Source organism: uncultured Dokdonia sp. (assembly GCF_937910895.1).
GTDB lineage: Bacteria > Bacteroidota > Bacteroidia > Flavobacteriales > Flavobacteriaceae > Dokdonia.
Map to the genome: position 1 here is coordinate 13,646 of NZ_CALEMI010000138.1, position 22,833 is coordinate 36,478.

The window sequence follows — 22,833 nt, forward strand, 5'->3', positions numbered from 1 at the left end:
GATTTGGCTATTAAAAAGCTATAGATCTAACTTAAATATAATTAATCAATACTAATTTCATCTTTATGTGTTGTCGCCTCAAAAGATTCAATAAATTTTAAATCATGAAACCAGTATAAAGATGAAATGACTTCAAAAGTGATCGTATTGCCTTCTGATCCTATTTTTCTGATTTGCCAGATAATGTCTTTTGCCTCTGTAAATGTTTCTCCCTCTAACTCCTCTTTAAAAAGTCGATGAATAAGAGTGTTTACTGGCATCCCTTTAATAAGCAATCTTAAGATAGCCGCTTCATTTTCTCCTTCAAAAACAGCTAATTCATTGGCGTTTTTTGCTGTAATAGTTACTTGAAATTGTACAGCTTCTGGATGAGGAAATTTCCCATTATATGCTTGATATAGAAACTGTCCAACATTAAAGAATTCTTCATGCATGGAAAGGTCTGCGTATTCTTCCCAGATTTTTTCTTCAATCATCTCGTGAGAGAGATTGTTCTTTTGCCCCTCATTTAATCGATCACCAAAAACATAGTCTAGCATTATTTTTGCAGCTTCATCTGGCTCATTATCTGTGAGCGCCATCATGCACATTTCTTTTAAATCTGATGGTGCAATTTCTGAAGTATCACCATATTCCATTTGATCTAGAAGAGCTATATACTTCTGGTCCGTCCAAGCATTTTGTAGTTCATGAATGGTTTTAAATTTAGTGATATCGACGTTAAATAGTGTTTTCATTTTCTATAATACTATAAATAGGTTACTGATTGTTATGACACATCACTTTTAGAAAAGTCACAATGGGATAGTTTCTATAATTTTAAAATACAATTTACTCTTGAAGTAGTGAAAGCTGTGTACGATCCTACCTGCTGGCAGACAGGAGCGCGAAATCGAACTTGTGAGATTCACGACTATAGGGAGAACGAAGCGTTAAAGCGTATAAATAATTTTTGGAAAAAGCTGACTAGGTATTCAACCAAATATATGTTCTTAATCTCCAAAGCAAGTGATATAGGAGATGCTAATTTAAAATCCTTAAAAACCTTCGCGCCCACTGAATCGCAAGATTCATTCAACTAGCTATATTGAATTTATTACTTCGTAACGCTTTCGCGAAAGCGCACTATGAAAAATACGCATACGATTATGGGGTATCTTTTGATATATGTATGATCGCATCTCCTTGATTTACAATTGGATATTGATTAATACATATCACATAACCCGCATAAAGTGCTTTCACAGGTTTTTCAAAATCTCCAAAAGGGTCTGAAATACTACCTAGTTTATCGCCTTTATGAATGTGTGCACCTAGCTGCACGTGAGAATGAAACATTCCAGAATATTTTGCTCTGATCCAAGAAGAATGATTAATTATGGTAGGCTTTATGGTTGGACTTTCCATTGTCTCTAACTCCTTTGTAAAATCTCTCATTCCGAGATGTTGCATCACTCTAAGTGCTCCAGAAACTCCTGATTTTGTAACGTCGTCATCTAAAAACAACGTTTTCCCTCCTTCAAATAACAATACTTTTTTACCTAATTTACGTAGAGTTTCTCTGAAGGATTTTTCTTTATTTTTTGATTGTAATATAAAAGGACATCCAAATACTTCTGCCAATTTCATACTCTCATCATCTCCTTGACTTACTCTTATTTGAGGAGCGTTAAAACGGCTATCTCCTCCAGTATGATAATCAATACAATACTCGGCTAATGGAGATATTTCTTTAATGATATGATAAGCAAACCTACTTGCTAGTGAACCACGCAGACTGCCTGGAAAGACTCTGTTTAAATCACGTCCATCTGGAAACTCACGTGTTTTATTGAGAAAACCAAAAATATTGACCACAGGAATACAGATAACCATGCCTCGCTGAGGTTTATTATATCCTTTGGACACCAGCTGCCTAACGATCTCGATACCATTTACCTCATTGCCGTGAATCCCTCCTGTTATTAATAAGGTAGGCCCATCTTCCTTTGCCCTCTCTACAATAATGGGCACTTCGATCTTGGTGCGTGTGTGCAACTTTGCAATATCAAGATTTATTTGTACTCCCTTTCCATTAGATATGGCACGGCCTAATATTTCGATTTTTTTATTCTGCATTTCTTTCGACATATTTAATAATTTGCCCAGCGATATCTTTACCTGTAGCAGCTTCAATACCTTCTAATCCTGGTGATGAGTTCACCTCCAATATTAAAGGACCGCGCTCAGATTGTAACATATCTACCCCTGCGATACCCAGTCCCAATACTTTTGCTGCTTTTAATGCTGCATTCTCTTCTTCATCTGTAAGTGTTATAATATCGGCAGAACCTCCACGATGCAGGTTGGATCTAAACTCCCCTTCTTTTCCTTGTCGCTTCATAGCTCCTACTACAACCCCATCTACAACAAATACTCTTAAATCTGCTCCTTTTGCTTCTTTGATAAATTCTTGAACAATTACACGGGCTTGAAGACCATTAAAAGCTTCTAGCATAGACTCCGCAGAATTTTGATTATCGGCTAATACGACCCCAATCCCTTGGGTACCTTCCAACAGCTTTATGACTAGAGGCGCACCGCCTACTTTAGCGACAACACTGCCCACATCTTTTGAATAATTACTAAAGACTGTTTTGGGTAAATCCAAACCTGCTCTTGATAATATTTGCAAGCTTCTAAGTTTATCTCTAGATCTTACCAACGCTTGTGACTCGGTAGCACTAAAAACTTTCATCATCTCAAACTGTCTTACTACGGCGGTTCCAAAAAACGTAACAGAAGCACCTATTCTAGGAATTACTCCATCAATACCTGTAATTTCAGTTCCTCTATAAATGATTCCTGGCTTCTTTTTTTCGATAACTAAATCACACTTTGTATGATCAATGACCAACATTTCATGACCTTTTTTTTCGCCAGCTTCCACCAACCTCTTAGTTGAATATAGATTTGGATTTGCAGACAGTATTACTAATTTCATATTTTAAATTATTTAAACATTAAAAACGCTCTTGGAGATGTATGGTAAAAACCACAAAAGACTTCCAAATAAAATCAATCCAGAACTATTAAAGTCGATGAAGTATATTCGATTTTGATAAACCTCTATATAGTAGCGCGTGTTTAGCACTATTACAGACACTCAGAAAATAGAAAAGTCACTCATTTTAGATCGTATTACAAAATTACTGCTATTTAAAATAAAATGTGACCTAATCATAATTTAGTGTCTCAACTATTGAATAAAACGATAATACCAAACATATATACTCAAAAAGAGATTTTCTTAAACACCATAGTATAATCCCATGATAAAAACATTAAAAATAGGAGTCCTCGCCTTTATTTGCATGGCTTTTACGCTTCCTGTAAATGATACGGTCTATCCAATAGACGGGTATCAATATTCAGGAATCAAACGTTTAAAGCATTTACAGCTTAGTATTTCTGGCGATCTGCCTGATGCTAAATTGCCTGCTGGTGCTTATAAAAGCATTAATGATATCAAGCTAAATTTGCTTTCGCGAAAGCAAAATACAACAGAAAGTATTTTAGTAGAAGATGCCGCATTACAAAAGAAAATCGATGCACTTTTCCCTCGTTTAGACAATAGCTACTCGGTGACTGTATTGGATATTTCTAAGCCTGACAGTTTACGATATGCACAGCAAAATGAGAGCAGAGGATATCAGCCTGGGAGCGTTGGCAAATTAGTAGTAGTGACCGCTTTGTTTGATCAATTAGCAAAAATATATCCTACTGATTATGACAAACGTGTATCTCTTTTAAAAACGAAAATAGTAAAAGGTGGAAACTGGGTGTTAACAGATGAGCATACCATTCCAGTATTTAATATAGAAACCAATAAATTGGTAAAACGTCAAGCTGTAGCTAGTGACGTTTTTTCACTCTTTGAATGGGCAGATCACGCGCTATCTGTAAGTAATAATGGGGCAGCAAGTGTGGTATGGAGAGAGGCTTTATTAATGGCTGCTTTTGGAGATAAATATCCAACTATGACTCAAGAAGATGCTGATGCATACTTTAAAGCAGGACCTAAAAATGAGATTACAGACCTAGCCGTTTCTATTGTAAACCAACCCTTAAGAGATTTGGGTATTACAGAAGAGGAGTGGCGTTTAGGAACTTTTTTTACAAGAGGCGTAAACCCGTACGTGGGTAGTAAAGGAGGAAGCATAGGCTCTCCATTAGGTCTCATGAAATGGATGCTGCAACTAGAACAAGGCAAGATTGTAGACGAAAAATCAAGTCTTGAAATAAAGCGTTTAATGTATATGACCGATAGAAGAATACGCTATGCACAAGCCCCAGAATTGCGTGATGCTGCTGTCTATTTTAAATCAGGGAGTTTGTATAAATGTGATAAAACTAAGGGCGAGGGGTGTGGTAAATACAAAGGAAATGTTTTTAACTATATGAACTCTGTTGCCATTATAGAGCATACAGATGGTTCAAAATACATGGTCTGCTTAATGACTAACGTATTGCGTAAAAACTCAGCGGGAGATCACTTAGCATTAGCGAGTAGAATAGATAAAGTTATACGAAATTAAAGCATGGTAGTATGGATCATTTTTATTAGCATTATTCTAGTATTTCTGGCATTAGATTTAGGAGTGTTTAATAAAGTTCCTCATGTAATTAGTACCAGAGAAGCTTCTATATGGACAGGTATTTGGGTAAGTATTGGATTACTTTTTTCATTTGTTATCTTTTTTATCTTTAAAAATAATTGGGTAGCAAATCCTAATCACTTAGCACCATGGGATGCATCTGTTACGTACGTGACAGGATATTTAGTAGAGTTATCTCTAAGTTTGGACAATATTTTTGTAATCTCTGTCATTTTTAGCTCTTTTAAAATTCCGCTAAAATTTCAGCATAGAGTTCTTTTTTGGGGAATTTTGGGAGCGCTGTTTTTTAGAGCACTCATGATATTTTTTGGGGTATTACTTATTCAAAAAATTAGTTGGATTACTTATATTTTTGGAGCTTTCTTGATTTTTACAGCATTGAAAATGCTTTTTTCTAAAGAAGAAAAAGAATATGATCCACAGCAATCTTTTGTTTTTAAAATGGTACGTAAAGTATTCCCGATAACTTCCGAAATTAAAGATGAACGCTTTTTTGTAAAGAAGAAATATCTGCGAGTGGCAACTCCTTTATTTTTAGTACTTATTATTGTTGAATTTACAGATGTGCTTTTTGCATTAGATAGTATTCCAGCTATTTTAGCGATTACATCAGATTCCTTTTTAGTGTTTACATCCAATATATTAGCCATCATGGGATTACGATCTATGTACTTTTTTCTAAGCAATATGACAACAAAATTTCATTACTTAAAATATAGTCTTGTAGCCATTTTAGTATTTGTGGGAATCAAACTAATAATGACTCATCTTTTTCATTTTCCTGAATGGGTATCTCTAAGTTTTATTATTTTATCCTTAAGTATAGGTGTTCTGGCATCTCTTAAATCAAAACAGGATATTTCTTAAGTAAGATAGAAAATGGAAGAAAAATATATTTTAATTGTCAATCAGGATATTATTGTTTCTTCTATAATGCAAAGATACTTGGTAGCTGATACCTTAACTTTTAGTTTAGCACAACGCTTTTTTGAAGTAGAGGAATTACTTAAAAAACAGAACGTTGATTTGGTAATTACAGATCTTATTATAGACGGCTTATCTACAAACGAATACATTGCTTTTTTAAATAAGAAGTTACCTAATGTGCCTATTATTGTGACATGTCACATGGATCATACATCTATAAAAGCAGAAATTGAATTATTAGGAGCAACCACGTCTATACCATTCCCTTTAAAGTTAAGCAAATTGAAGGCTACACTAAAACATTATTTATGATGCAGGAACAATTATTATACACTATAGCCTTAGGTTTAGTTATTTTCTTAGTTTTTTTATGGGTCGTAATTGGGTATTCTATTATTATCAGACAATCGAGATATGTAACTCGCTCCAAAATAGATGCATTCTTTATACAAAAACTATCCATGGAATACGCAGAAAGCAATGCACTGAACGTGCCAACGCACTTACATAATGATCAAACTATTGCTATCAAACTAAATAATGGGAGAAAACTACAATATGCATCAAGTATACTTATAAGAGTTCAGGATACATTTTATTCTGAAAATGACAACATGATCGAACAAGTTTGTAAAGAAAGTGGTATTTATAAAGAGATAAATAAAAAGATAAAAAAGCAGAATTGGTATCCAAAAGCGATGGCTATTTGGTTGTCTTATGAACTGGATTTGAAGAGCCATCTAACGTGTATCAAACCACTAATAAGCCATAAGAATGTTCTGGTACGACGAGAAGCTCAAATAGGATTGGTTCGGTTTTGGGGCTGGAAAAGCCTCAAAATACTACCACAATTAAAATATCCCATCTCTTTATGGCAACAAATACGCATTATTGAAAACCTAATGGATTATTTTCCTATTCCAGACCTAACGTATATGAATAAAGCGTTGGAAACTCAAAATCCGTTTGGTATTGAACTTTTAATACGTCTTATACGGCGATTTGAAATGCATGCATATAAAAATTATGTGATTGAACAATTAGCGCACCCTAATAAAAATGTATCAGAAACAGCTATAGAAGTACTTGAAACGTTTGATTTAAATGCAGACCAACTCTATAAAATAGAAAATCTATTAACATTACTACCAACAGCAAATCAACCCATAAGAATCTCACAATTGATAGCTTTGCAACAAGTACCTACAAATAAAGAAAAGCAGCATGGAAATAATTAAAAACGGGATTGACTATTTTTTTCTCGTATATGGAATCGCACTATTTATATGCTATTTCTTTTTAATTTTATTTGCAATAGCTGCCATTCATAAAAATAAGAAAAGAAGCTTATTTTTAAATGAAAATGATATGAAAGGAGCTATTGACTTACCTAGTATAAGTCTCATTGCACCTGCCTATAATGAAGGGAAATCCATTATTATTAACGTATACTCATTACTATCTATCCAATATCCCTATTATGAACTCATTATTGTAAATGATGGAAGTAAAGACGATTCATTACAACAACTTATCGCAGAGTTTAAACTTGAAATAGCCCCTTTTTATCAAAGTGACCAACATATTCAACACGCTACTGTTATTGGTATTTATAAAAGTACTGATCCGAAATACAAGCATCTTACCATTATAAATAAACAAAATGGGGGTCGAGCAGATGCTCTTAATTGTGGTATTGCTTACGCGAAAACGAACTTAGTCCTCTGTACAGATGCCGACTGTATTATTGAACAAGATGCCTTACTTAAAATGGTACGCCCTTATCTTGAAGAATTAGACAAAGAGATTATTGCCTGCGGAGGTGCCATAGGTATCGCTAATGATTCAATTATAGAAAATGGAATATTGAAAGAATTAAAAATACCTAAGAGTATTCTTGCCAGAATTCAAGTTGTAGAATATATAAGAGCCTTTTTATTAGGAAGAATGGCTTGGCATCACATAGATGGATTGATGCTGGTTTCTGGCGCTTTTGGATTATATCCTAGGTCAAGAGTTCTAGAAGTAGGTGGTTTCGATAAAAATACAGTAGGAGAAGATCTAGAACTATGCATCAGATTGCGTAGTCATATGGAACAATTACGTGAACCTTATGAAGTGGTTTACATTCCCGAAACACTATGTTGGACAGAAGCTCCTTCTACACGTAAAGTGTATATCACTCAACGGGATCGTTGGGCCCGAGGTTTGTGGGAAACTATCAAAAAACATCGTCAGCTCTTTTTTAATCCAAAATACCGTACTATGGGAATGCTTTTCTTTCCATATTGGGTCTTTTTTGAATTAGGTGCTCCCATTGTAGAGTTTTTGGGGCTTATTTGCTTGATTGTACTTACGGTATTCGGATTAATTAATTGGCCTGTTGCTATTGCGTTATTTGTAGTAGTATATTTAATAGGCTGTATATTTTCTACCGCAGCTATATTATTATATACCGTTAATTTTAAACATTATGCAAAAGGCTCCATGGTTATAAAATTACTTCTAGCAGCATATCTAGAATCTTTTATATCTCACCCTATAATGCTCTATGCAGAAATAAAGGGCTATTTTAAAAAGATATTTGGTATTAAATCTACTTGGGGAACAATGACAAGAAAAGGGTTCACAACTAAGTGATATAATTTTTGTTTGAGATTTGTTTAGTATTATGCTTTAAAATCTATAATTAATCCCAAGATTAAAAGCGATTTGATTGCCATTACGATTGTTTGATAGATCTTCCGTAAGATAACTTACACTTGTCTGAAAACTATATTTTTTTATACTCTTCTGTATTCCTAAAGAAGCATATCTAGCGGTAAGATCAGGGTTTGCTGCAATTTGTGTGAATCTGGTTCTATCATCAGGAGAAATCCCTACTCCTAATCTTACAAAAAGATAGTCTTCTGGATTCTCTAAATAATAGCGTATATTAAATTGATAATTCTGTATAAAGGTATCTTCTTTTTTTGGTCCTAAAAAAGCCCTCCCATTAAGGTAGAATTTGCCTGTATATTTTGTGACACCAATAACCATTGAGAAAAAATCATTTGTATCAAAATCAAAGTATCGAAATCCTCCTTCCCCCTCAAAACCCTTTCCTAATGCATGAAATGACGACATACTCACCCCGTAGTTTTGATAAAAATCAGTATTAGAAGCATTAAGATTTATAAAACCATACCATTTTTCAGAAAAAACAGGGTATGCTTCTAGTTCATAAAGCGCTCCTTCATTTGTAAATCTATCACTATAATTTATACGAGCAATCACTGCATGGTGTCCAAAATAATGCTGGTATTGAACACTTGTAGTATTCCAAGATTTTTGAACAGGATTATCTTTTAGAAAAGACAAGACCTCATGATTAACTCCTAGTTGATTAGAGTATGTTTTTTTAATCAATAATTGTAATCTGTATTTTTGGTCACTTGTTAGATTCTTTAAGTTCAAAATCTCACTGATAGTTTCTTTAGCGAGCTGTGTACTTTTCAACGTAATTAGTTGCTCAGCTTTAACGATTAAAAACGTTACATCATTCACAAAAAAAGGCTGTGTTAAATAGCTAAAGCGCTCGAGTTCTTTAGCATCATTTATAAGTGTTAGCTGCTCAAGAACTCGATTTTTTGAGTCTTGTAAACTATCTGTTTTTAAAAGTATAAGAATGTCCTCTTCTGCTTTTTTCAAATACCTTAACTGCTGTAGCACGCGAATTCTAAGTTGTCTTATTTCTACATACTCAGGAGCTATTAATAAGCTTTGATTTAGTCTATCTAAAGCGATGGTAAATTCTTCTTGATTATATAAATCACGAGCCTGTTTATAAAGTGCATCTACATCTACAGTACTAGTCTGAGCAGATATAGTAGCGCATCCTAAAGTAGCAATACTCAAAAAAACAATTACCTTTTTACGAATTCCTTTCATTACAAATGTATTATGATATTATCGCATGAAATGCGTTTTCAGCAAAACTTTTTATTTTTTCATTATCATCATCTAGTGATTTTTCTACAAGTAATAAGTAGGAGTTATCTGCCAATTGCTCAATTAAAAAAAGTACTGCTAGCTTAAGTTTTAAATCTCTACCTTTTAATATAGTTTCAAAACATTCAAATTCTGTATACCTATTTTTACTTATAGCTGCAATCACTTCCTCTGACGAGGTATCCAAGATGGTTAACTCTACGATAGGAATTAATCTATTTTTAAGATTAGGGTTTAGTATGATATCTAAAAACTCTATAGCGTTGGTTCTCTTTTCTTGACTATCACTTAAAATCCCTTTATACGCTATCTGAATATCTTTTTCAGAATACTTGAGTTCCAAGAGTTTAAATATTCGTTCTAAACCAGCATCTACTCTACGTTCTAATAGCTCCATTAAACTTTCCCGTGCATTCAGTTCTTTATCAGATATGGATTGCTTACTCTTTTTACGCTTTAAATAATGCACAATAATCTGTGTATGCATAGAAACAAGAGTTTGATCATAAATCTTACATTCGTCAAGAATGAGTTGTGCTAATTTATTTTTATCAAAATACAGTATGGGATTACTCGCTTTGAGTCTTAAAAGCCCCTGGATACATTTTAAACGGATGGTTAAATCGTCAGAAACCATAAAAACATCAAATAAGGTATCTACTGCTTTTTGAGATTTAAAAGCTTCTATAACACTAGGGACGTTGCGTTTTATATCTATAGAAATATCTTTTTGATAGATTCTTTGATGAAGCACCGCAATCATAGATGGACCGTAATTAACCAAAGCTTCTTGTACTGTTTCTCTGAGTATTTTGTTAGGAAGCAATTGTAATAAATGATTTGTAAAAAAATCATTTAAGGTATTCCCAGCCGCCTTTATAGCTGTTTTTTGGAGTATTAAATTTGATGAATCCATACCTCTTAGGATATATTCATATCTTTTTTTATAGTCTGCCCATCCAATAATAGTAACCAATTCAATAAATTCTTTCTCTTGTTCTGTTTTAGGTAACGCTTCTATTTGGAAAGCTTTTTTTTCTATTCTTTTATAAAGTTCATAGCGAGTTCTAAGAAGAGAGTTATCCCTAGATTCTTTGGCTAAGCAAATGAGAGCAGCACCAGATATGTATTCACTAGTGTCATCTAGATAGCTATCAAAGACAATAGACTCATCCCTATCTGCATGCAATAGTAAATATTCAAGGGCAGCCATGACAACATCATCATCTTTGGTTTTTAGCAAGGCTTGTACTTCAATAGCGATACTGCCTTCATTAAGATAAAATAAGTTTTGTAAAACTGCAGTTTTCACCACATTGGATGGGTGCTGTAATAAAGCACATATAGGTTCAATGAGTCTTTTATCATTTACTTCTCGAGCTTTTGTAAGCATAAAAAGAATTTCTTTCTCTTTGCCTTCGCGAAAAACACGTTCCATGCCTTTCAGAAAAGATTCCTTAGATATCGTTTTTTCTCTCTTTACAGGAATAGGATTGATTTGATCTAAATTTCTTCTGAAGGATAAAAAATACTCTTTCCGTACCTTTAAAATATAATAGCCCCAAATACAACTGAGCGCTATGATTAATAGCATAATGTAGTTTTCTGAAACATCTAATCCTTTGATTAGAAAAATAAGAATACAACCCGCTATTCCAGTCGCAATACTATCTACTACAACATCAATAAATGATTTTGTTTTTTTCTTAAGTTGAAAAGGTAATGGCAATGCGATCAGTTCCATTGCAGATTTATGTACCGATTGTTTTAGGCTTCCATCTATAGCTTTCAATATAATAATGACCCATAATTCAGGAAAGGATAGAAACAAAAGTCCACCAAAAAAGATAAGAATAGGCAATAGTAAGAGGGAGAAACCAACACCCCAAATTCCAACAATTTTACGAGTTAAAAATAACTGTAGTGCTAATGAAATCACATTAAAAGTTGATAACCAAAACCCAAAAAAAGCGGTTAAATCATCACTATCTGTAATTCTATTAGACGCAATAAAACTAAATTGATAATCTACTAGTTTCGCAATAACAACACCCACGGCAATAATAATCGCTAAATAGCTGAGGTGCTTTGATTTTCTTATAAGTCGTATTGGATTATCTGTGACGATATCTGTACGTTTTTTTCGTTTAAAACTGTTAAGTTGAGAAACGCGTACGTTCCAAAGTTTATTCAAAATTGGAAAGCATAATAAGAGTAAAAAAGCTGCTACAAAAATAAGGTTCTCATTTCCTATATATGGAGCCAGAAGTGATGTGAGATATCCTCCAAAAATACCTCCCATAATAGCACCAGCACCAATAAAACTAAATAATCGTTTTGCCTCTCTAATATTAAAAACCAGATTTGCTAATACCCAAAATTGAGAAGTTGCTAGGACCGCATAGATCGCGACTCCTATATAAAATCCGTACAAAATCCATCCTTCAATGAGATTCAAATGTAGTAACGTGCCTAATATAAGTAAGGCGATAAGTGAAAATATAAGTGTAAACTTAATAATGGGCAGAAGCGAAAAACGTTCCGTTATTCTTGCATAAAAATAAGAAGTAATCACTGCTGCAACAGCAACCATTAAATAACCAAACGGAAGATTTTCAACACCTAAGTCTGAAATAAAAAGTGCATTAACCGTAGGTTTAATAATGAGTAGTGTAGCAATAACCAAAAAAATATAGCCCTGCATTAAGAAAGCTACAGGAAGCTCACCTTCTCTAATGTCAAAAACCTTTTTAATTGTATTTTTTAGCATTTATCTATTGGTCTAACAGATTCTTTATTGATTGTTCCATAGCTAGGTGCTGCATATCAGCTACAACATCAACCTCATCTATGATTTCAACTTTTAATATTTCTTCTATAACATCTTCAAGAGTAACAATTCCAATAAATGTACTGTATAGATCATATACAAAAGCGATGTGTACTTTTTGGGTAATAAAATGATTCATTAAACCATCTAGTAACATGGTGTCTTTTATAGTAATAGGTTTAGATTTACTTAAAAAATCTTCTACTGTTTTATTTTTATCAACGATGCCTATGAGATCTTTAGAATAGAGTATTCCTATCAACTTGTCTTCAACACCGCTATACACCGGGATTCGTGTAAATCCTTTATCTCTGATCTCTAATAACTTCTCTTGGGTTAGGATGGTGCTTTTTTCTAAGGTGTATAAAACGGGTTTTGGAGTCATTACTTTTTTCACACTCACCTCAGAAAAAGAAAGTGCTCCTATGAGAATACGCTCTTCATCTTTATCAATATCTGAGTTTTCATTGTTCTCGTGGTGCTTAATGATTTCTTTGATTTCTCTTTTACTCCAGATGGTTTGTATTTCTTCTCCAAGTAACTTATCTAAAATCCAAGATAAGGGATATGCAATAGGATACATTAAAAAAATAAAAGTCTTCACCAGCCAAACTGATTTGGCTCCTAAAGTCAACGCATATCTTGAGAAAAAAGCTTGCGGTAAGATTTCTCCAAATATCACAATAAGTACTGTAGACACAATACCAGCGACTAATCCACTCGCTATTTCTCCAAGAAATATAGCAGCCGCAGCATTTACTGCTACATTTCCTATAAGTAGTGTACATAATAGTAAATTTCCACGTTTACGAATGGGATATACCTTTGCTGCTCTGGCATCACCCAATTTCATTTTTCGCTCTAAAGAAGTCACATTAAGGCTAAAAAAACCTAATGTGAGTCCACTAAAACAAGCTGATAAAATGATTAAACTGGTTACTATTATGTATTGCATATTAAATTAAATTATAACTCTTTTCTTGCTTAGAACTTCTTCTATAGGTTGTACAAGATTTCTAATAATCTGTTCTCCATTACCGTTATCTATCAAAGCAACTAAAATATATCTTCTTGAAGGATTTCCCCATACCAATACAGAATCTGAATGATAGGTACTCCAAGAACCTGATTTTCTGAACAAACGTGCATTAGGCGCAATTTTATCCAATGTATTTACAAATTTATGATGTAATGCCGGATCTTCCATAATATCTAGCATTTGTTGTGAACGATCTTCTGTTACTAGTTTCCCTTGTGCTAACAAATAGTAAAATCTACATACCTGCGTTACTGTTGCTGCATGGCTTAAATTTTTTAAAGGATCTCTATTCACAGCTCCTCCAGAGCCATATCGTTTTCCTACCCATAAACCACCTCCTAACTCCTCATCATAGAGGCTATAGCGATCACTTGTTAAAACAGCTTCTATTTTATCATACCCCAAACGATCAATCATTCTCGTTGTAGCTTGATTATTAGATTTACTGATCATTAACTTCATATCATTTTTTATTTCTGAAGTTTCTACAAGTTCCCCTTTTTCTATAGCATCCATCGCAGCGAGTAATACTGCAATTTTTGGTAAACTAGCCGCATACATCATGTGATTACCATTAACTCGGGCAAATCGAATATTATTTACATCCGATAAATCAACAACACCTATCGCCATCTTTTTTTGATCAACGAGCTTTTTCCATTTTGGATTGTTACGTACCATACGTGTTAAATCCTTCTGAAGAGAAACATCTATAAGCTCTCTTAAAGGCGTGTTATCATTGGGAATAACCACTGGCAAATCTTGCGCATGATTAAGTTGATAAAAAAAGAATGCAAAAACAAAAACACAAATTTTTTTCATAAATTTTAGGATTAAATAGTATCATATTAAGACCCATACAACAGAAATACGTCACTATTATTATATAATTATTTTAAAATATTTTATATAATTATGCTTTTGATTATCAGCATTTTAAATTGATTATTTTATAAATCTACACGAGTATGGTTCTTATGTTGCTACATACGCTTTCGCGAAAGCGGAATTACCCCTACTAAAATTTGAAATATTAAAAAAATAACTCAAACAAATGAATTATTAAAATGAGCTAACATATCTCTAAAAAAGAAATGTATACTATGTTTATCTCACTCTTTTATAAACTGAATGATGTAGGCGATAAGAATACTTACAACGAGACCAATATTTACTTTTGCGAGATCTTTAATAATTACTTTATACGAATATTTGAGTTGGTCAGATTTTAAAAGATAATTAATCGCGAGTTCACGACCTGCTAAAATGCCTATAAACGTCCAAGTAGTACTCATAGGAATTGAACTCAGTGTACCCAAAAAATATAATAAGATTCCATAGATAAAGTCAATAATGGTAGCCGATCGTATGTTGGTTGTATTGGATTTTTTGGTTACGATATCTTGAATTTTACCTCCTTTATTTTTGAAGATATACATCATAATAAGAAGTATAATCCCTAATGAAACAAGTAATTCTTGAAGTGATAAAGCTCTAGGTAAAAACACATAAATATTTGCAAAATCTTGGATCAACCACTGAGACCACAAAAAGCCTGTAGAGACCCATTGTGCTACTAACCAATACTTTTTTTGATCCTTTTTTTCATTTTCAAGACGTTCCAAGCTTCGTTTAGATTCAAATTTTCTAGCGATGATATAGTATATAATAATTGCTGATGTAAAAGCTAATGCGTATCCCAATACTGATTTTAAAATCATTTTTTCAATAATAACACTTGAGGAGAATAAGCTCAATATCATAAATGTAGTACTTACAGGAATTCCTAATCTCGTAATAATTAATAATGATAATGGCGCTAGTAAATACCACCATTGGAGGTTTTCTGGGAGCGGTATTTTACCGAGTCTTCCGTAGGAAACATCGCCCCCATTATGATACCAACCATAGAATAATGTTGCTGTAAGAATCGTAGCTGCAAACGCCCAGAGCACCCACCATTTCTTTTTACTATTTGAGGCTAGAAAAGTCCCTAAGGTTTGTATCACATCATTTGCAATAACAGCATAAGCAGTAATAATAAATCCTAGGTATATAATTATATTGCTCATTATGATTCTGCTATGGCTCCTAAGCCAGCTGCTTCACTTGGATATAAAATACCTTTGTCTAATTTGAACAAGCCCTTAAAAGGATCTGCGATCATATCTAAATGACCATCTAGGTCTGCAAACTTGATGTTTTGTCTTGATAATGCAAAGTGTAAGCCTGCAGAAATTCCTAATCTACACTCATCTATACAGCCTACCATCACCTCTAGTCCCGCAGATTGTGCCACAGAGTTAATGTGCATGGCTTCTCGAATACCGCCTACTTTCATAATTTTTATATTGATCATATCAATACGTTCATTTTGAGCCAAGCGGAAAGTATCTTTTAATGTTTTAATACTTTCGTCTGCCATTACAGGAATATCTGTTCCTTCGGTTACTTGCCCTAAAAGTTCATCCATTCCTTCTTTGGTAGGTTGTTCAAAAATCTCAATACCTACCTTTTTTGTTCGCTCAAAAAAAGAAATTGCTTCCTTTACGTTGTATCCTTGATTTCCGTCAAAACGTAATTGCGTGCTTGGGAACATTTCGCGTAAGCGTACCATCTTTTCTACATCTTCATCCAGAGACAGTCCGCCTTTTATTTTTAGAATAAAAAAGCCTTCTTTTACATAGCCTTGTGCGATACGTAATGTTTCTTCTATAGGCAAAATACCTATCGTAATACTGGTAGGAATGCTATGACGATAACCACCCAAGAACTTATACATAGGTGTTTCTAGCTTTCTAGCAACAAGATCTAGAAGCGCGATGTCTACCATTGCCAATGCAGAAGATTTCCTTTTTAACAACAACTTCAGGCCTTGCAATATTTCTGAACTCATATAGGCATTTCTTCCTTTTAAAAAAGGAATGATAATATCTTTGATATCTTTTTCTACCTCATCTGGCAACTCTCCCGTAACTACTAGATCTGGTGCCGCACACCCATAGCCCACAAATCCTGTAGCTGTTTCAATTTTAAGAATAAAATTGACTGCCTTATCAATGGTTTCATAAGCAATAGTATACGGATCAGATAGTTTTAAATCAAGACGTTCATAAGAGACGTTTGTAATATGCATCATAGTTTTGCATCTATTAATTTCACCAATTTATCTGCTCCGTGTGCTAGCACATCAAAAGCAGGTAATCCTGTGAGCTCAGTAATAGCTTTACATGCAGGTAAAATCTCTTCTGTTTTCATCCCCTCGTGATTTATGGTAATCGCCATGACCTTCACTCCCGAAATAGTTTCAATCGCTTGAATTTGCTTTTTTAACGAGTGTAGTTTATAGCCAGGGAAACCATCATATTCTTTACGCATAGGTGCGTGTTGTAATATCACAAAGTCAGGACGACCCGCAGCAAGAATTTCAAAACCACCTGGATAGGCAGGATTCATTAAACTCCCCTGTCCCTCAATTACAATCACATCTGGTTCTTCATGTTTGTAGGCACTTACTACGGCATGCTCAATCTCTCCAGACACAAAATCATTAATACAACTATCCATAATCATACTGTATTTTGCACCTTGCATCCATGCCGTTTGTCCTGTGCCAATCATCTCTGCACGACGACTAATCTTTTCTAAACCTTGCACTATCAGCCAAGCTGTTGTACGTTTCCCAATAGCAGAATCTGTACCTAAGACAGCCAATTTTAAGCAGTCTACGCTTTCTATATCTCCAGAAAAAAAGTGTAAGGTGTCTCTATCTGGTGTTTTACGAACGTCACGAATACGGCAACCATGCTTTTTGGCTAGATCGACTAATGCGTCATCATTTGTTAAAAAATCGTGCAAGCCACTATCTACATTCCATCCTAATGTGAGCGCTTTCTTTATAGAAACTTTTGCAGTATCAGGTAGTCTTCCACCATCTGGCGCTAAACCTATCACTAGAGATTTTGGCATACTTCCTATCTCTTTTAATTCTTTGACAGCAACTTCTATACTTTTAAATATGGGAATTCCATTATTTTTTCCATCAAGAACTTTTCCTGCATCTTTTCCTTCATAAGTAGCATCTATCACGCCTACAATATCGTAACGACCCGTAAAGCGTACAAGTCCGTGTGCTGTTTTTCCGTTAGGAGTATTAAAGGCACCGTCACAATATACTAATGCTTTCCCGTCTATCTTTTTTTTCATGTTGTTTAATTTTTTGCTGTTAGGATCGCTACAAAGCGATCTGCTTCAAAGTTGAGTTTTTCATCAAGCTCTAAGAGCCCGATAAGTCCTGCGGTGGAGGCAGGTAATATTTTAAGCCCCTCTTTTTTAAGGAGGAAGGCTGCCATTTCTTTTAATTTTTTATCACTTACGTGAAAGGCTTCTCCGTCAGATTCCCGAATGGCGTAAAGTGCGTCGTCCCCATCAAAGCTATGCCAGTTAATGAGTGGCTCATTGTATTTTGTCTCTTTGATATCTTCTGGGTTAAGGTCTTTACATTTTTTTAATCCTTCCTTAAAAGAGCTTATGATTGGGTTTTTACGTGTAGAAGATGCTGCAATCATTTTAGGAATACGTGAAGTCTTCCCTCGTTTGTAAAGAGATACAAAACCTCTGTAAACTCCTGCAAATAAAGTTCCATTAGAAACAGGGATGGCACAGTATTTAGGTGCATCTCCAAGATCTTCTACAATCTCATTTGCTATTTGAGAGTAGGCACTAATTTGCAAAGGCGTATTCGCACCTCCAGGATTGGCATCATACCAGTCATACTCAAAGGCATAGTCTGTACTTGACTTAACCACATCTTCATAACTTCCTTCTAATCGGATGATCTCTGCTTGAAGTGCTTCCATCTCCTTGATACGTTCTGTATGGTACGATTCAGGTATGAAAATTTTACACTGTAACCCTGCAAGATTTGCGGCAAGCGCTACAGCCACACCATAATTACCACACGTAGCAAGGGATACAGTATCATAATCTCTACGCAAGGCATCATATACTTGTGCAAAGGCAATACGGTCTTTTTGAGTTCCTGTTGGGTTATCTCCTTCATACTTAATATATAGTTGGCGGATATCAAATTCACGCTCTATGGTTTTAGCACGTGTTAATCCTGTATCCCCCACTTCTATATTAATAATATCTTCAAAACTTTCTAAACGATCATTAAGCGACTTCGTTTTATCTTTTACAAAATCACTTAATATTCTTGTTTCTGATGATACTTTAATCTCAGCATTCTTTACTCCATCTCGTAATAACATAGTGGCATATCGAGATTATTAATTCTCTCTTAACATTAAGACACATAAAAAAAAATAGGTCACATTCATTTTTCTATAAACTCTTTCTAAATTCAATAATGATCATCAGCATGTTTTATCTATCTTCTGTCTGCCTTGTAAAAGATACAACGAGAACTTATATATTTTGTAAAACAAGGCTTTACTACTAGAATCCTTACTATCTCCTATGCCTCTTTTAAAAAGTGTAGACATTATATTGTATAACTTTTACGACTGTAAAAATATCTGTTGTGTATACTGAATTTAAATACCTTTGATATGATAAATCTTTATATATTATACAATGTTATACTTTGTGCAAAAAACTAGGGTACTAATTCTCAAAAACGTTACTGTTGATTCATTATATAGAAAAATTTAAAAATGGGTGGCTTTGGGTAAAGAAAAAACCACTTAGAGCACTTATATATAGCTTACTCACTTTTTTAGCATTGGTGTTGGTATTGTTGTTTAGTATTTATATAGGATTATTTGGAAAGTTACCCACAAAAGCAGCACTAAAAAAACTTAAGAACCCTGTAACGTCTACCCTATTCGATTCAAAAAATCAAGCCATAGGCTATTATTTCTTACAAAACCGATCTAATGTAAATAGCAATCAAATTACAGAATTCTTAAAAAATGCCCTTGTTTCTACCGAAGATGTACGTTTTTATGAGCACAAAGGAATTGACTACAAAAGCTATGGACGTGTTTTTGTGAAATCTATTTTAATGGGAGAAAACGCTGGAGGTGGTAGTACCATTACACAGCAGGTAGCAAAAAATCTCTTTGGAAGAAAAAAACAATTTTTTTTAAGTACCCCCATTAATAAGTTTAGAGAAATGTTTATTGCAAGGCGACTTGAATCTGTTTATACCAAAGATGAAATCTTACTACTGTATTTTAATACGGTTTCTTTTGGTGAAAATCTGTACGGTATAGAAAAAGCATCTCATCGATTTTTTAATAAGCTCCCAGAAAGTTTATCCTTGGCAGAAAGTGCTACACTTGTAGGGGTATTAAAAGCCCCTAGTTATTATAGTCCGCGTAACCATCCAGAAAGAGCAGAACGCAGGAGAAATGTTGTTCTATCACAAATGGAAAAATATGGCGTTTTAACAGAAGAAGAAAAAAAGAAAGCAAAAATCCCTTTGGTCATCAACTATCAACCCCCTAAAAAAACATCTTCATTTTCTACCTACTACAAAGATTATGTAGAAACCGAATTTAATGAATGGGCCAAAAATAATCCTGCAGCAGATGGTCATACCTATAATCTTCATAGCGATGGCTTACAAGTCTACACCACACTCAATAAGTCTATTCAAAACAGTTCTGAGAAAGCATTACAAAGACAGGTAGAAAACTTACAAAAGCTTATGGATACCTATTGGGCAGCGACTACAACAGAAGGAGGAAAAGAAGCGCTCCTAGATAAACTCGTAGCTGATTTGCCCTCTGTAAAAGTATTAAAATCTAAAGGTACCAGTGAAGCTGATGTTACTACATTTACTACAACTCCAAAAGAAAGAAAGTTTTGGAAAATTGGTCAAGGGTATGAACCAAGAGTACAATCATTACGAGACTCTATTGCGACAAGCCTTACAAGATTACACGCTGCCATTATTGCCATAAATAGCAGGTCTGGTGCTATCATGGGTTATGTTGGAGGTATTGATTATGGTTTTAGTCAGATAGATAATATCACAAACCCAAAACAAGTAGGGTCTACATTTAAACCCATCACCTATTTGGCAGCATTAGAAACAGGAGAAGATCCATGTAAATATTATGACAATACTTTACAAACCTACACAAAGTATGAAAATTGGAGACCAAAAAATTCAAATGGTCGCTATGGGGGAAGTTATAGCATGCACGGCGCATTGGCAAATTCGGTAAATACCGTATCGGTACAATTACAGTTAAAAGTGGGTGTTGAACGTGTGAAAGTGCAGGCAAAAAAAATGGGGATAACCACCTCATTGCCAAATGTCCCTAGTATGGTATTAGGAACTTCATATTTAACACCTCTTGAAATGGTGACGGCTTATGCTAGTATTTCTAATGGAGGGACACGCATAAACCCCTATGCCATTGAACGTATAGAAGATGAAAATGGTACAATAATCTATCAACGTAAAACAAAAAATGAAGGCCGAGTAGCAAGTCTTAAAAATATCAAAAACCTTCAAAAAATGATGGAAGAGGTTATTACAGATGGGACTGCATCAGGAATAAAAGCGTATGACATCAACTTCAATATTATTGGAAAAACGGGTACTACACAAAATAATGGTGACGGCTGGTTTATAGGAGCCTCTCCAGAAATTGTGATAGGTGCATGGGTGGGAACCCGAGATAAACGAGTACATTTTGAAAGAACGTATATGGGCTCTGGTGCAAATACAGCTATGCCTATGGTGGCATCTGTTTTTAAAGGACTTAGTTTATGGAAATCTCCAATACTGACGAATTTTGAATATGATTTTGATTATTTTCCTTGTGCATCTTTTTTAGAAATGCCATCACAAGAAGCTACACTATTTACACAAACAGATACTACCTATGTATACCATTTAAAAAGAAAAGATTCTATTTTAATAAATAATAAAGCTCCTGTAACAAAAGACTCTATAGTCGTTGATACTGTCTCAAAACCTATACAAATTAATAAGTAATAAGCACTTTTTTTAAGGGTTTTCTACTTTTTATCAACTATTTTTTGATAAGCTTCGACTAGCTTGCTACGAGCTCTTTTCAATCGCATTTTTACAGTATTTTACTAATATTTGATAATCTTTTTAATTGTCCTTAGAGTAGTATCATCTTGATATTTTAATAGTTAAATAGCTTTTTCTTGAAGTGGTATTATATCTAATACCTTTTTAAGTAAGTCAATTCAAAGTTCAAAGAGATTTTTATCTGTAACATCTTCTATTCCAGATATACGATACATATGAAAATCTATTAAATAGGTTATTTTAGATTTTTTTCTTGTGATCTCTATTTAACGTGAGTTCGATATAAGCTTTTCTTCTTTTTCTCCAGTATACGACAGAATGTAAGTTCTGGGCGAGATGAGGCGGGGCAATTTCCGTTAAAAAATTTTTGAAGCCTTGGAAACGACAAAGTGTTAGCTTTGGGCGAGGAGAAGCGATGGCAGAAACTTCTTGTGGTTTTTCGCTTCAAGCGAAAAAATACCTAAGAAATCGAAGATTCATAAGTTCCAAAATTTAAGATAGAAATCACACGCATAAAAAGCGTCTTTTCTTTTGGTTCGGTTTTCTTTGAACGAGCAAAGAAAATGAAAAAATAACCTGAATTTAAGCTGATTACATTAAATTTTAACGTAATCACTTTAAAAGACTTACTAATTTTTTAAGTCGAACTCACGTTATTCACATAGTTTACACAAAAGTTATACATAAAACCAAGTAGAAAATTTAGACTCTCCCTGAAAAGTAGATAGCTTAATTATTTTTTTTTAAACATCATGAATAAGGTCTTCTGCTTCTGATTGGTTTTTTGAAAAATAGTAGCATTGATTGTATATTTTTTTTGAATAGCGATCGTAAAGAATAGAAAAAGGAATCTGTATTATTAGAACCTCTAAGACTAGCGTGAGATATCTTCATTTTTTTACATCAAGTGAGGCTGGGTCCTGTAAGTCAGATAATGTACTATCTGAATTCCCTTCTAGAGATAGCTATGTAGAATCGGTGAGTATTACTGTTGTAGAAACCGCTATGACACTCCCTTAAAATCTGATCTACCACTCATAGAAATTACGGTGTTCTCCGTACGGGCTTTTAGTTTACCCCCTGAATTATCTTGCATAGTCACTGTCATCCTATCTGCTTTGACATCTAACTCAAACATATTAGATTAATATACTTGAATATCCAATTGTTCAGACTCGACGAGACTTTTACCTTCTACACGAGCATCATTATGAAGAGTACTGTACTCAAGATTTATAAAATCAAGAGTAATCGCTAATTTTCTTTCACTACTTGTAATTTTATAAGAACTATAAATTGTAAGAATGTTTGTTTTTATAACAACCGAATAATCCACAGGTTTTAAAGA

At 34.0% G+C, this 22,833-nt stretch carries 19 protein-coding genes; 6 read left to right on the forward strand and 13 right to left on the reverse strand.

The features are described 5' to 3' along the window. Window positions 1–41: 41 nt before the first annotated feature. From Q0505_RS16115 to rimK, 3 genes are all read right to left on the reverse strand, one after another. On the reverse strand, window positions 42–737 hold the full coding sequence (locus Q0505_RS16115; RefSeq protein WP_299215068.1) for a hypothetical protein: 696 nt from the start codon (window positions 735–737) through the stop codon (window positions 42–44). Between the two features lie 409 nt (window positions 738–1,146). Beyond that, window positions 1,147–2,118: a succinylglutamate desuccinylase/aspartoacylase family protein gene (locus Q0505_RS16120; protein ID WP_299215071.1), complete on the reverse strand. Its 972-nt coding sequence runs from the start codon at window positions 2,116–2,118 to the stop codon at window positions 1,147–1,149. Continuing rightward, window positions 2,108–2,983 carry a 30S ribosomal protein S6--L-glutamate ligase gene (rimK, locus tag Q0505_RS16125; RefSeq protein ID WP_299215074.1) on the reverse strand — a complete coding sequence of 292 codons (876 nt, stop codon included), beginning with the start codon at window positions 2,981–2,983 and terminating at the stop codon, window positions 2,108–2,110. Before rimK ends, Q0505_RS16120 begins: the two co-directional genes overlap by 11 nt. A 328-nt stretch (window positions 2,984–3,311) precedes the next feature. Here rimK and Q0505_RS16130 point away from each other — a divergent pair, with 328 nt between their 5' ends. The 5 genes from Q0505_RS16130 to Q0505_RS16150 are packed head-to-tail and all read left to right on the forward strand — an operon-like array spanning window position 3,312 to window position 8,225. After that, entirely contained in the window at window positions 3,312–4,577 is a 1,266-nt protein-coding gene (locus Q0505_RS16130; RefSeq protein ID WP_299215077.1) for a serine hydrolase, read from the forward strand. 3 nt (window positions 4,578–4,580) lie between these two features. Then, the gene (locus tag Q0505_RS16135; RefSeq protein ID WP_299215079.1) at window positions 4,581–5,525 is read left to right on the forward strand and encodes a TerC family protein; all 945 of its coding nucleotides are present in this window, start codon (window positions 4,581–4,583) and stop codon (window positions 5,523–5,525) included. A gap of 12 nt (window positions 5,526–5,537) precedes the next feature. After that, window positions 5,538–5,897 (forward strand): response regulator, encoded by a 360-nt coding sequence (locus Q0505_RS16140; RefSeq protein WP_299215081.1) that lies wholly within the window; start codon window positions 5,538–5,540, stop codon window positions 5,895–5,897. Then, the gene (locus Q0505_RS16145) at window positions 5,894–6,823 is read left to right on the forward strand and encodes a hypothetical protein (protein WP_299215083.1); all 930 of its coding nucleotides are present in this window, start codon (window positions 5,894–5,896) and stop codon (window positions 6,821–6,823) included. The genes Q0505_RS16140 and Q0505_RS16145 overlap by 4 nt, the downstream gene beginning before the upstream one ends. Then, window positions 6,810–8,225: a glycosyltransferase gene (locus Q0505_RS16150; protein WP_299215085.1), complete on the forward strand. Its 1,416-nt coding sequence runs from the start codon at window positions 6,810–6,812 to the stop codon at window positions 8,223–8,225. The genes Q0505_RS16145 and Q0505_RS16150 overlap by 14 nt, the downstream gene beginning before the upstream one ends. A 36-nt stretch (window positions 8,226–8,261) precedes the next feature. Here the strand turns inward: Q0505_RS16150 and Q0505_RS16155 are convergent, their stop codons facing one another. The 8 genes from Q0505_RS16155 to Q0505_RS16190 all read right to left on the reverse strand — a co-directional run bounded on the left by Q0505_RS16155 (window position 8,262) and on the right by Q0505_RS16190 (window position 18,717). Next, on the reverse strand, window positions 8,262–9,515 hold the full coding sequence (locus tag Q0505_RS16155; protein ID WP_299215088.1) for a YaiO family outer membrane beta-barrel protein: 1,254 nt from the start codon (window positions 9,513–9,515) through the stop codon (window positions 8,262–8,264). Window positions 9,516–9,525: 10 nt separating this feature from the next. Then, window positions 9,526–12,345, reverse strand: coding sequence for an Npt1/Npt2 family nucleotide transporter (locus tag Q0505_RS16160; RefSeq protein ID WP_299215091.1), 2,820 nt, complete (start codon window positions 12,343–12,345; stop codon window positions 9,526–9,528). A gap of 4 nt (window positions 12,346–12,349) precedes the next feature. Beyond that, on the reverse strand, window positions 12,350–13,360 hold the full coding sequence (locus Q0505_RS16165) for a CNNM domain-containing protein (protein ID WP_299215093.1): 1,011 nt from the start codon (window positions 13,358–13,360) through the stop codon (window positions 12,350–12,352). 6 nt (window positions 13,361–13,366) lie between these two features. Next, on the reverse strand, window positions 13,367–14,266 hold the full coding sequence (locus Q0505_RS16170) for a serine hydrolase (protein ID WP_299215096.1): 900 nt from the start codon (window positions 14,264–14,266) through the stop codon (window positions 13,367–13,369). 290 nt (window positions 14,267–14,556) lie between these two features. Then, complete coding sequence (locus tag Q0505_RS16175; protein ID WP_299215098.1) at window positions 14,557–15,516, reverse strand: hypothetical protein; 960 nt, start codon at window positions 15,514–15,516, stop codon at window positions 14,557–14,559. Continuing rightward, a complete protein-coding gene (locus tag Q0505_RS16180; RefSeq protein ID WP_299215101.1) occupies window positions 15,516–16,583 on the reverse strand; it encodes a mandelate racemase/muconate lactonizing enzyme family protein in 1,068 nt (355 codons plus the stop codon). Before Q0505_RS16180 ends, Q0505_RS16175 begins: the two co-directional genes overlap by 1 nt. Beyond that, the gene (locus Q0505_RS16185) at window positions 16,580–17,650 is read right to left on the reverse strand and encodes a DUF1611 domain-containing protein (protein ID WP_299215104.1); all 1,071 of its coding nucleotides are present in this window, start codon (window positions 17,648–17,650) and stop codon (window positions 16,580–16,582) included. The genes Q0505_RS16180 and Q0505_RS16185 overlap by 4 nt, the downstream gene beginning before the upstream one ends. A gap of 5 nt (window positions 17,651–17,655) precedes the next feature. Beyond that, window positions 17,656–18,717, reverse strand: a complete 1,062-nt coding sequence (locus Q0505_RS16190) for a pyridoxal-phosphate dependent enzyme (RefSeq protein WP_299215106.1) — start codon at window positions 18,715–18,717, stop codon at window positions 17,656–17,658. 377 nt (window positions 18,718–19,094) lie between these two features. Here Q0505_RS16190 and Q0505_RS16195 point away from each other — a divergent pair, with 377 nt between their 5' ends. Then, window positions 19,095–21,422 carry a transglycosylase domain-containing protein gene (locus tag Q0505_RS16195; protein WP_299215109.1) on the forward strand — a complete coding sequence of 776 codons (2,328 nt, stop codon included), beginning with the start codon at window positions 19,095–19,097 and terminating at the stop codon, window positions 21,420–21,422. A 1,066-nt stretch (window positions 21,423–22,488) separates the two neighbouring features. Here Q0505_RS16195 and Q0505_RS16200 read toward each other — a convergent pair. Both Q0505_RS16200 and Q0505_RS16205 read right to left on the reverse strand, forming a co-directional pair. Then, a complete protein-coding gene (locus tag Q0505_RS16200) occupies window positions 22,489–22,623 on the reverse strand; it encodes a hypothetical protein (protein WP_299215112.1) in 135 nt (44 codons plus the stop codon). A 6-nt stretch (window positions 22,624–22,629) separates the two neighbouring features. Next, the gene (locus Q0505_RS16205) at window positions 22,630–22,821 is read right to left on the reverse strand and encodes a hypothetical protein (protein ID WP_299215114.1); all 192 of its coding nucleotides are present in this window, start codon (window positions 22,819–22,821) and stop codon (window positions 22,630–22,632) included. Window positions 22,822–22,833 lie beyond the last annotated feature (12 nt).

What these genes read in the sequence shown, in the direction of transcription:
- Q0505_RS16160 (WP_299215091.1), bottom strand. Translation starts at nt 12,345, where the DNA reads ATGCTAAAAAATACAATTAAAAAGGTTTTTGACATTAGAGAAGGTGAG.
- Q0505_RS16150 (WP_299215085.1), top strand. Translation starts at nt 6,810, where the DNA reads ATGGAAATAATTAAAAACGGGATTGACTATTTTTTTCTCGTATATGGA.
- Q0505_RS16155 (WP_299215088.1), bottom strand. Translation starts at nt 9,515, where the DNA reads ATGAAAGGAATTCGTAAAAAGGTAATTGTTTTTTTGAGTATTGCTACT.
- Q0505_RS16190 (WP_299215106.1), bottom strand. Translation starts at nt 18,717, where the DNA reads ATGTTATTACGAGATGGAGTAAAGAATGCTGAGATTAAAGTATCATCA.
- Q0505_RS16145 (WP_299215083.1), top strand. Translation starts at nt 5,894, where the DNA reads ATGATGCAGGAACAATTATTATACACTATAGCCTTAGGTTTAGTTATT.
- Q0505_RS16185 (WP_299215104.1), bottom strand. Translation starts at nt 17,650, where the DNA reads ATGAAAAAAAAGATAGACGGGAAAGCATTAGTATATTGTGACGGTGCC.
- Q0505_RS16170 (WP_299215096.1), bottom strand. Translation starts at nt 14,266, where the DNA reads ATGAAAAAAATTTGTGTTTTTGTTTTTGCATTCTTTTTTTATCAACTT.
- Q0505_RS16180 (WP_299215101.1), bottom strand. Translation starts at nt 16,583, where the DNA reads ATGATGCATATTACAAACGTCTCTTATGAACGTCTTGATTTAAAACTA.
- Q0505_RS16175 (WP_299215098.1), bottom strand. Translation starts at nt 15,516, where the DNA reads ATGAGCAATATAATTATATACCTAGGATTTATTATTACTGCTTATGCT.
- Q0505_RS16165 (WP_299215093.1), bottom strand. Translation starts at nt 13,360, where the DNA reads ATGCAATACATAATAGTAACCAGTTTAATCATTTTATCAGCTTGTTTT.
- Q0505_RS16130 (WP_299215077.1), top strand. Translation starts at nt 3,312, where the DNA reads ATGATAAAAACATTAAAAATAGGAGTCCTCGCCTTTATTTGCATGGCT.
- Q0505_RS16140 (WP_299215081.1), top strand. Translation starts at nt 5,538, where the DNA reads ATGGAAGAAAAATATATTTTAATTGTCAATCAGGATATTATTGTTTCT.
- Q0505_RS16200 (WP_299215112.1), bottom strand. Translation starts at nt 22,623, where the DNA reads ATGTTTGAGTTAGATGTCAAAGCAGATAGGATGACAGTGACTATGCAA.
- Q0505_RS16120 (WP_299215071.1), bottom strand. Translation starts at nt 2,118, where the DNA reads ATGCAGAATAAAAAAATCGAAATATTAGGCCGTGCCATATCTAATGGA.
- Q0505_RS16135 (WP_299215079.1), top strand. Translation starts at nt 4,581, where the DNA reads ATGGTAGTATGGATCATTTTTATTAGCATTATTCTAGTATTTCTGGCA.
- Q0505_RS16115 (WP_299215068.1), bottom strand. Translation starts at nt 737, where the DNA reads ATGAAAACACTATTTAACGTCGATATCACTAAATTTAAAACCATTCAT.
- rimK (WP_299215074.1), bottom strand. Translation starts at nt 2,983, where the DNA reads ATGAAATTAGTAATACTGTCTGCAAATCCAAATCTATATTCAACTAAG.